We start from the raw sequence: 9989 nt of genomic DNA, 5'->3' as shown, positions 1-9989 counted from the left end.
TATAAAAAGATGGATTCTCAAGTGGATTCATATAAAATAATTGCAATCAACATATTGACTTTATTGTGTTTTTATGCATAATGTGAATCTATATGAGAACAAAACTTGAGAAAGCTTCGTTATAAGCACATCATTGCTCAAAGTGGTTTTTTGCTCTCCAAACTCAGGAAGCAGCAGCTCTGTCAATTGTGGTCCAATGAGCACCGCTAATTGCTTGGCATGCTTAAAAGTGGGGCGATAAAAGGTCAGTTTCTTGCATAGAGATTCTTTGCCATCACTCTCCTTATAAACAAGGGGAACTTGGAGCTCTATATCAAGGCTGGTTTGTAAACTTGTCATGATCAATTCCTATAAATTGAGAATAGAGCGGCGCCGTTCACCGATCTCTTGTCCATTGCGCACAAGCCAACCGCCCCGTTTAAAGGAAAAGCGGTGCAAAACAGAACCATCCCAAAATTCCGTATAGTCCCAAATATTTTTGATCTCGCAATCATGGCCTGTGGCTTTTCCAGCCGTTAAGCCTTCGCTATCCACCTTGACCAAGCGCCCCGTGACATCAATGGAATGTTCATGCTCGCGTCCGCCTTCTTCAGACACCACATGTTTTTTGCCGGTAAATTTATGACGAAGACCAGGAGGACCACCAAAGATACCAATCACTTCTGGGGTGTGGCTGCGGATTTTCATTTGCAAACCGAGAGCTTTCACACCAAGACCGCTCACATCAATTTGCATATCAGAACCGCCTGGTTGATAGGTTTCTATGATTTCTTCCAGCGTGGGCAATTTAAGCGTTTCAAGATCGAGATGAAGATTCACATCATCATCAACAATTAGCGTAAAACCGCGTACAATGTGTAAAGTCATGCTTCACTCCTTGCTGCTTTGCGATAAGTTTCAAGTGTATCGCCAAATTGATAGGTCATTTTCTTTTGGATATCTTGCGCCAACCGGTCAAAATAAGCGCTATTGCGACGGCTGCCAAAGCTTAAGTCTTCCAGAGGAGGCACTTCTTCTGCATCAAATTCCACCCGCAATTTTCCCAATTGTAAAGTACTGTTGGAGTTTAGATCACGGTCAAACCAGACACGTCCACCAAGCAGAGCACCACGAGTAATCATATCATCAAGAAACTGTGTGAGAGAACGAGTAATGGCAATAACATGTTGACCGGTGAGATTCTCGTCATTGGCAAAAGGGCGCAAATTGTTGATGATGGTTTTTTCTAGGACTGCACGGGTGCGCACCACATTGACAAAACGCCAGAGCGGATCACTAGAAGTGGTATGTTTCCTCCATAAAATACGTCCATTGGCAGCTATTTTTCCATGAGAATTTTGGCTAAGCCGTGCGGGAATAAAGGTAGCAATATCGGTTTGATTGAGACGATTGGCTTCATGATCAATTTTGCCATCAAAATAACTAATGGGGCGTGCTGTGCCTAAAATACCTTTAACATCTTGGTTAAAGGGTGACCAAAAAACACCATCCTTTTGCTTATCGCGTTTGAGAAACATTGCTGCCGCAAAGGGACTTGCTGGCTTAATACTAAAACCACCCTCACTCTTTGCCACGCGCACAAAGGGGCAATCAGATAACAAAAGCGTGAGGAAAAGTCTGCACGAAACTTGGGGCTTTCCTCAGTGTTGTTTCCCCCCGTATCAAATACGGCAATGACTTGCAGCTTTTCTGCCACTTGTTCTAAGGCATCTGCCACGGGGTTTTTGCCATTCTCAATCCGCCCTGCACTATAAGCTGGTGCCAGCAAAATCCCAGGTTCCACACCCAAATGCCCCCGCGCATGGGTCAAAGCATGCACACCAATCAAAGTAGCGTGAGAACCCACCATTTCGGTTTGGGTCTGAGAAATTTTTGATTTTTCCTCCACCCGCACAAGAATAACTTTAGATTCTATGCCTTGCGCGCGCACGATATTAATCACATCAAGAGCCGTGCCCCTTTGCCCAAGCTTTTTGATTTTGTCTATCTCATGCGTAAAGAGAAGCACGGGTTCATGGAGGGGATAAGTTTGTGCATCGGCATCAGGGGCTGTGACAACCGCACCAATGGCGCTCTGATCAAATGCTGCTAGGGGACGTAGCTCTTCACCAGCCTCAATAATACGAATACCATGATTAAACTCTGTTGCCATGTTGCTCTCCAAGTCAATGAAGAGACCATAATAACATAGGCACACTTTCATAAGTCTGACACTGTCAGTCAAAAAAACTTTAAAAGGGCTTTGAAGGGACGATCTTGAACGCTAAAATAATAATAACGCTTTTATGACTGCATAAGCCCCATCAGGCTATTGCTTCTCTATGAACAACCGGTTCAATAGTTGCTTCAAAAAACATCTTTGTATAATTGTGTTGTGCATGTAAATTTCGCAAATCATCATTGCTAAGCTCTTCAAGAATAATTCCTTTATGCATAATTCCAACACGCTCACAGATATGTGCAACCACAGCAAGATCATGGGATACCATCAAATAAGTGAGCTTTTTTCTTTCTCGTAATGACTTCAACAAATTTAGAATTTCGGCCTGTACTGACACATCTAACGCAGATGTTGGCTCATCAAGTAGCAAAACCTCTGGCTCAACAATTAAAGCCCGCGAAAGAGCAATACGCTGCCTTTGTCCTCCAGATAGTTCATGCGGATAACGATAAAGAAATGAAGGGTCTAAACCAACAGAATCTAAAGCATCACGCACGCGTTCTTTGGGATTATCCATACCATGAATTTTAAGAGATTCTGAAAGAACTGTATGAACCATTTTCCTTGGATGAAGAGAGGAGTACGGATCTTGAAAAACCATTTGAATACGACGTAGAAAATGCTTATCTCTTTTTTCCGCAACCTCTTCTCCATCAAATACAAAACTTCCGCTATAATGTGGAATAAGCCCAACTAATGTATTTAAAATAGTTGATTTTCCACACCCCGACTCACCAATTAAACCATAAGCTTCACCACGTTTGATATGAAAGTTAACATTTTTCACAACTCTTACGGCCTTATGTCTATGCCCAAAGGTTACAGATAAATCAGAAACATCAAGTATATTATCACGCTTTTTCACAGAGCATCTCCTTCAACACCATTAACAATTGTAGGATTATACAACCAATCAGGGTCGCGCTCAGGAACAGCTAAAATATCAACAGGATTACTAAGTCGTGGTAAACTCGCCAACAAAGCCTTAGTGTAAGGATGACAAGCACGAGACAAATCACACGCAGGCAATTCTTCTAATACACGTCCAGCGTACATAACAAAAACACGATCACAAAAATCAGCAATCATATTTAAATCATGACTGATGAAAATCAGTCCTGTTCCAGACTTTGTTACAAGCTTATCCAATACAGATAAAACTTGGCGTCTTACTGTAATATCAAGTGCAGAAGTTGGCTCATCTGCAATAATTAAATCTGGTTTAGGAATAAGCATCATTGCAATCATCACACGCTGCCCCATACCACCAGATACTTCATGAGGAAATAGTCGCATTACACGCTCAGGGTTACGAATATGAACAGATTCCAGCATAGAAATTGTCTTCTCCCGTGCCTCTGCTTTTGAAACACGGTAATGAATACGATAAGCTTCCATGACCTGATCACCAATTCTCACCAACGGGTTAAGTGAGTATTTAGGATCTTGTAAAATCATCGAAATTCGTCTTCCTCGAATAGACCGCATCTCTGGTTCACTCGCCGCCAATAAATCAATACCACTGAAGCACATTTTTTTAGCTTTGACGATTGCTGCGCTGGGGCTTAATTTCAAAATTGCTCGCCCTGTCATCGATTTTCCAGAACCAGATTCCCCCACTATTCCAATTTTTTCTTTTCCCATAGAAAAGCTAATACCACGCACAACCTCAGAAATCCCACGTGGTGTAGGAAAAGCAACACGTAAATCTTCTATTTCTAATAATTTCTTATCCATTGCGCGGATCCAATATATCACGAAGCCCATCACCTAACAGGTTAAAGCCAAGACTTGTAAACAGTATTGCACAACCTGGTATTGCTGCCAACCACCAGTTTGTCATCATAAATTCACGACCTGTCGAAAGCATTACGCCCCATTCAGGACTGGGCGGTTGAGCACCTAAGCCTAAAAAACCAAGTCCTGCAGCTGTCAAAATAATTCCAGACATATTCAATGTTAACCAAACAATGACAGAAGGAACACACATCGGCACAACATGTAACAAAATAATTCGTAAAGAAGATGCACCTTGCAAGTGAACTGCTGAAACATAATCTGAGGAACGTATAGTCAAGGTCTCTGCACGTGCCAAACGCGCAATTGGTGGCCATGCAGCAATTGAAATTGCAATGGCTGCATTTTCAATACCTGGTCCTAAAGCTGCTGAAAAAGCAAGAGCTAAAATCAAACCTGGAAAAGCGAGAAAAACATCAACAATACGCATAAAAACAGTATCAACCCACCCGCCTAGATAACCAGAAATGGTACCGACAACAAGTCCTATTGGTCCCACAATGATGGTGGTCAGAAAAACAATATAGAGTGTAATACGTGACCCAAAAACCAAACGACTAAAAATATCACGTCCCAGCTCATCTGTTCCAAAATAATGCACCATAGACGGTGGTTGCAAACGATGAATAAGATCATTGCTTGCAATATCATGTGTAGCAATCCAAGGAGCAAAAATTGCACATAAAATAACAATCAAAATAATGGACATACCTAATAGAGCAGAAAGACTATGAAAAAAACGAACCAATAGATGATAGAATTTCTGTACGCTTGCTTGGACTGCTGACTGTGGAACAGATCCACTTAACCAACATCTCAAAGAAGATAAAAAACGTGGTTTATCGTTATGAGTTATCATCATATTCAACGTGTCCTTGGATCAAAAATACGGTAAAGTAAATCGGAAAATAAATTAATGACAATAAAGAGACACCCTACTAGCAGTGTACACCCGACAACTGCATTCATGTCTCCTGCCAAAAGTGCGTTGGTTAAATAACGCCCAAAACCCGGCCAAGCAAAAACTGTCTCTGTTAACACAGCCCCCTCTAATAAAAAGGCATAAGAAAGCGCAACAACAGTAATCACTTGAACAAGAGCATTACGAAAGGCATGTCTCCAAACTGTTCGCCCCCATGATAATCCCTTAACACGCGCAGTAATGATATATTCCTGATTTAATTGTTCAATCATAAAACCACGAGTCATACGACTAATATAAGCCATAGTACCAAAAGAAAGCACTAAAGCTGGCATTATAATATGGCTCAAAACATTACCAAACGCCTCCCATTGCCCCTGCGTCGCCGTATCCCAAAGAAAAAAGCCTGTTTTAGGTTCAAAGGAATATTCATATATAAAATCAATACGTCCTGGACCACCAACCCAATTCAGTTTAGCATAAAATACCAAGAGAGCCATCAATCCAAGCCAGAAAGTTGGTGTTGAATAACTCAACAATGTAAAAATACGGACACAATAATCAATAAATGAATCACGATACATAGCTGCAAAAACGCCAAGTGGAATGCCAAAACCTGTACCAATAATAATGGAAACCGTCGCAAGCTCTAACGTCGCCGGAAATACACGAGCAATATCCTCGACAACAGAGTGTCCTGAAGTTAATGAATCCCCTAAATCAAACATAAAGACATGCTTAAGATAACTCCAGTACTGAAAAATCAATGGCTGATCAAAACCCAACTTATGATACATGGTATCATAAGCTTCCTGGCTAATATTCTCACCAAGAATAGCAAGAATGGGATCTAAAGGGAGAATACGACCAATAAAAAAAGTGATTGTTATCAAACCAAGCAACGTCACAAAAACCGAAATAAACAGCTTTAGTCCCTTAGAAAGAAACCCCCATATAGGGAGAGCTTCTTTCTCCTGTGATACTGCTTCTTCAGATTCCGAAAATGGGAAAACCATTATAATATCCCCCTCCATAGCGACAAAACATAAAGCTGATACCCTTTTTATACAATAAAGAAAAGCTTAATCAAGCATGCTTTATAAGCTTTTTATAATTTTTATGATATGCTTGTTTTTATTTCTCTGCATCATTGTAGTATAATCTAAAACTATTCCAAACCCACTTTTTTACTGCAGGCCCCATACCAATGGTATAGTATGTCTGAAATAAATAGACCATAGGACCATGTTCAAAAATATAGTGTTGTAAAGCACGATACAGCCTGATGCGCTTATTTTGATCTTTCTCAAACAAAGCATCCATGACCATTTTATTGACATTTTCATCATAATATCCAGCACGCCAAGCCAAATACATATTATGTTTTTTTGTAAATGTTGCATCAGGGTTAAAAACATGATTTAATGAAGCAGGATGTCCATCAGGATCAGCGCTCCCCCACCCCATAATAGCAGTATCGTAATTCCCACTGCGCACGCGATTCAACAGTTGACTTTGTGCCATTTGTTCAATGACAAACTTGATACCAATTTTACTGGCATTGTCTTGAATAGACTGTGCAACAGATGACATATAACTAAGACTGCCAACAAGAAGGTTTGCTTTAAAACCGTTCGGATAACCAGCCTCACTCATTAACTGTCTTGCCTTTTCTAAATCTAACTTAAATGGTACCCCTTCTTGTTCATCCAAAGCCCCCGGAACACCCAATGACATATAAGTTGCACGTGGAATTCCAATCCCCTTTAAAATAGTTTTTCCAAGACTTTCATAATCAATTAGATAACGAAGTGCCAACCTTACTTTTTCATTAGCAAAAACCGGATTCTTATTGTTCAACGATAAATAAATGATCTGTGGGCGTAGTACGCGGCTAATTTTAACTGACCCTCCTTGTTTTTCAATATCTAAAACATCCGCTGAAGAGAGGTCACGTGCTATATCAACATCCCCCTTTTCTAAAAGAAGCCTCTGACTCGCCGATTCAGCGACATGCTGCACGACAAAATTCTTAATTTTAGCTTCTTCCCCCCAATAATGCTTTGTGGCCTGTAATACGACTTTTTCTCCTGGAAGCCAGCGTACCAATTTATAAGGACCAACACAAGCAGAGTGTGTAGACAAATATTTATTACCCATATCACCATCGATGCTCTCTGCTTCAACCGTTTTGCGATCAAGCAAAGCAGATGCATAAGACTGACCAATTACTGTTAATATAAGTTGGACAGGATAAGGTTTGTCTAGCTTTAGTTGTAAAGTTTTATCATCAAGAGCTTGAATATTTGCTGCAGCATTCTTTTCCGTAAATCCATAATCCGTTAAAGATTGTGCATAACTAAACCCTAATTTAATAATTCGCTGCATTGACCATGCGAGATCTTGCGCTGTCGCCGTTCTTCCATCATCAAATTTCAAATCATCACGAAGATGAAAAACAATTCTCTTTCCATTATCTAAAACATCCCAAGACTTTGCCATGGCAGGACGAATTTTCGTGGGATCATCTTTATCATACTGCACTAACGCACTACAAATATTTGTCAACAGTTCACTCGTTACAACTTCAACCGCTTGCGCTGGATCAAAGCTACTAATAGAATCCATATTCCATGCCATGACCAAAGTATCTTTCGGTGGGATACACATTGCTAATGATGGTACAAAAATATTAAAAAAAACAACGCCCCATCGTAAAATACAATAATTTTTGAATATTTGTTTTAATCTCATTTTATTTTCCCGTCACGCAATTTATCTCACCCTTTATAAACAAAAAAATTATAATCTCATAACAGCATAATATATCTTCAAGCTCATATAAAAAACATACACAAAACCAAAGTCACGTCCTTATCAGTCTTAGAAAATTCTAGAATCTATAATATCCAGCGACCCAATAGTCCACATTTACCAATATCGATAAAAATGAAGAAGCCATAAATTAAGTCACTTCTCATCTTTCGTAATTTTCAACTCCAAATGATAAAACCATGAATAGGTAGAGGAGTACCCCTCTACCCTCTACCTCAAAACTGCCTACTATAGATTTATTTCTCAATGAGATTATAGAAAATACGGGGAGCACTATTCCAAACCCACTTTTTGACAGAAGGTGAAAGCGCTACAGTTTGATATTTTTGATAAATAAAAGCATAAGGCCCTTCTTGCATCAGCTTACGCTGTAAATTGCCATATTTCTCTACTCGTTTTTTAGGATCTTTTTCAAATAAAGCGTCTTCAACCAACCGATTCATATTTTCATCAAAGTATCCTTGATGCCAACTGGGATAAGCCGTGTTCTTAGCCTCAAACCGATTATCAGGGTTATAAATAATGCGTGATGCCATCGTTTGAGGATCACTAGAATCGCTATTCCATCCCATTACGACTGTATCAAAAGCACGTGCATAAACTTTGTCAAATAACTGCGCACCTGCCAAACGTTCAATTTTAAGATGAACACCAACTTTTTCAGCATTGTCTTGGATAGACTGAGCAAGTGTCTCTCCTAAAGGAGCTGCCGATACTAAAATCTTCGCTTCAAATCCATCAGGATAACCAGCCTCGGTCAAAAGCTGCTTTGCTTTTTTTAGATCAAGCTTAAAGGGCTGACCTTCTTTCTCATCCAAAGCCCCTAAAGTTCCAAGAGGGAGAAAACTTGCACGTGGAATCGCAACATTTTTCAGCAGCGTTTTCCCAAGACCGTCGTAATCAATAAGATAACGCATTGCCAAACGCACTTTTGCATGCGAGAAAATAGGATTGGTCATGTTAAAGCCCCAATACATCATGAGGGGCGGTAAAATCTTTTCAACTCTTATATCTGTTGTTTTTTGAAGAGTTTCTAAAGCCTCTGACGGTAAATCACGAGCAACATCAATATCATGTTTTTCCAACATTAAGCGCTGTGTGCTGGGCTCGGAAACATGACTAATTAAAATCTGCTTGAGTTTAGGTTTATCCCCCCAGTAATGAGAGCTGGCACGCAACATAAGCCCTTTTCCTGGATTCCAACTCTTTATCTGATAAGGTCCAACACAAGCAGAATGGGCTGCTAAATAATGATTGCCCATATCACCATTTTTTTCATGCTTCATAAGTGTTTTGCGATCAAGTAAAGCAGCGGCATAACGAGATGCAATATTATCAAGAAGAAGCGTGGTTGGATAAGGTTTAGCAAACTTCATGACCATCGTTTTTTCATCAGGCGCTTGGATAACATCATCAACGGTCTGTTCTGTAATTCCATATTCATTCAAGGTTGACGCATTACCTAACTTCAATTTAACAACGCGCTTCATACTCCAAACAAGATCATTGGCATTGGCAGAGCGACCATCATTAAATTTTAAATCATCACGCAAATGAAAGGTAATTGTTGTGCCATGATCATCGCTCGTAACATCCCAACTCTTTGCTAAACGCGGAACAAATTTGGTTGCATCATTTGGAACACTATCAACCAAATTATCACAAACGTTGAGAATAATTTCACCAGCATAAACATCATTGATTTGTGCAGGATCAAATGTACTAATTCCATCAAGATTCCAAGCCATCACGAGCGTATTAGCGGGGGTTTTTGCAGAAACTTGTTGCGGAAACATCCCCATGACAATAAAGGCAGTGATAAAAGAGCTACCGCCTCTTAATAATTTTCTTTTAAAGTTCATAAATTTTTCTCCCCAAATCTTGTTATATAAATCAACTGATTTTAGATGAATTTAAGATACGAATGACAGAAAATACAAAACAATATCCCCTCAATACACAATTATTCTTTTCTTTTTCAACTCCCCCTCAATAAAGCACAAAAAACACATTGCCATTTGCCAAACTTGCTTCCTATAATAAATAGAACAATGATATTTTTAAATATAAAATTATTTAATTTACTTATAAAGGTGGCGTGTTTATTTTATAAATCAATTTTCATCAATCTTAGTAGCATAATATAAAAGCTAATTTATGCTATAAAGAGCAAGCTTCTTAAGTGCCTAAAAGCTATTTCTTTACAAGCTAAAT

At 39.4% G+C, this 9989-nt stretch carries 7 protein-coding genes and 2 pseudogenes; all 9 read right to left on the bottom strand.

Going from position 1 to position 9989, the window contains the following annotated elements:
- Nucleotides 1-90: 90 nt before the first annotated feature.
- Nucleotides 91-339, bottom strand: a pseudogene (locus tag ABID23_RS06185) (hypothetical protein); the annotation flags it as partial.
- A 9-nt stretch (nucleotides 340-348) separates the two neighbouring features.
- Nucleotides 349-867, bottom strand: coding sequence for a phage major tail tube protein (locus tag ABID23_RS06180; protein WP_354190371.1), 519 nt, complete (start codon nucleotides 865-867; stop codon nucleotides 349-351).
- A pseudogene (locus ABID23_RS06175) lies at nucleotides 864-2152 on the bottom strand (phage tail sheath C-terminal domain-containing protein). Before ABID23_RS06175 ends, ABID23_RS06180 begins: the two are co-directional and overlap by 4 nt.
- A 151-nt stretch (nucleotides 2153-2303) precedes the next feature.
- The gene (locus ABID23_RS06170; RefSeq protein WP_354190369.1) at nucleotides 2304-3086 is read right to left on the bottom strand and encodes an ABC transporter ATP-binding protein; all 783 of its coding nucleotides are present in this window, start codon (nucleotides 3084-3086) and stop codon (nucleotides 2304-2306) included.
- Nucleotides 3083-3958 carry an ABC transporter ATP-binding protein gene (locus ABID23_RS06165; RefSeq protein ID WP_354190367.1) on the bottom strand — a complete coding sequence of 292 codons (876 nt, stop codon included), beginning with the start codon at nucleotides 3956-3958 and terminating at the stop codon, nucleotides 3083-3085. Before ABID23_RS06165 ends, ABID23_RS06170 begins: the two co-directional genes overlap by 4 nt.
- Nucleotides 3951-4880, bottom strand: coding sequence for an ABC transporter permease (locus ABID23_RS06160; RefSeq protein WP_354190365.1), 930 nt, complete (start codon nucleotides 4878-4880; stop codon nucleotides 3951-3953). The genes ABID23_RS06165 and ABID23_RS06160 overlap by 8 nt, the downstream gene beginning before the upstream one ends.
- A 2-nt stretch (nucleotides 4881-4882) precedes the next feature.
- Nucleotides 4883-5956, bottom strand: a complete 1074-nt coding sequence (locus tag ABID23_RS06155; protein ID WP_354190363.1) for an ABC transporter permease — start codon at nucleotides 5954-5956, stop codon at nucleotides 4883-4885.
- A gap of 118 nt (nucleotides 5957-6074) precedes the next feature.
- Nucleotides 6075-7694, bottom strand: a complete 1620-nt coding sequence (locus ABID23_RS06150; protein ID WP_354190361.1) for an ABC transporter substrate-binding protein — start codon at nucleotides 7692-7694, stop codon at nucleotides 6075-6077.
- Between the two features lie 317 nt (nucleotides 7695-8011).
- Nucleotides 8012-9637: an ABC transporter substrate-binding protein gene (locus ABID23_RS06145; RefSeq protein WP_354190359.1), complete on the bottom strand. Its 1626-nt coding sequence runs from the start codon at nucleotides 9635-9637 to the stop codon at nucleotides 8012-8014.
- Nucleotides 9638-9989 lie beyond the last annotated feature (352 nt).

The organism is Bartonella silvatica, assembly GCF_040545155.1.
Lineage (GTDB): Bacteria > Pseudomonadota > Alphaproteobacteria > Rhizobiales > Rhizobiaceae > Bartonella > Bartonella silvatica.
Note: the sequence above shows the minus strand (reverse complement) of the source record. Positions and strands in the feature narration are given on the sequence as shown.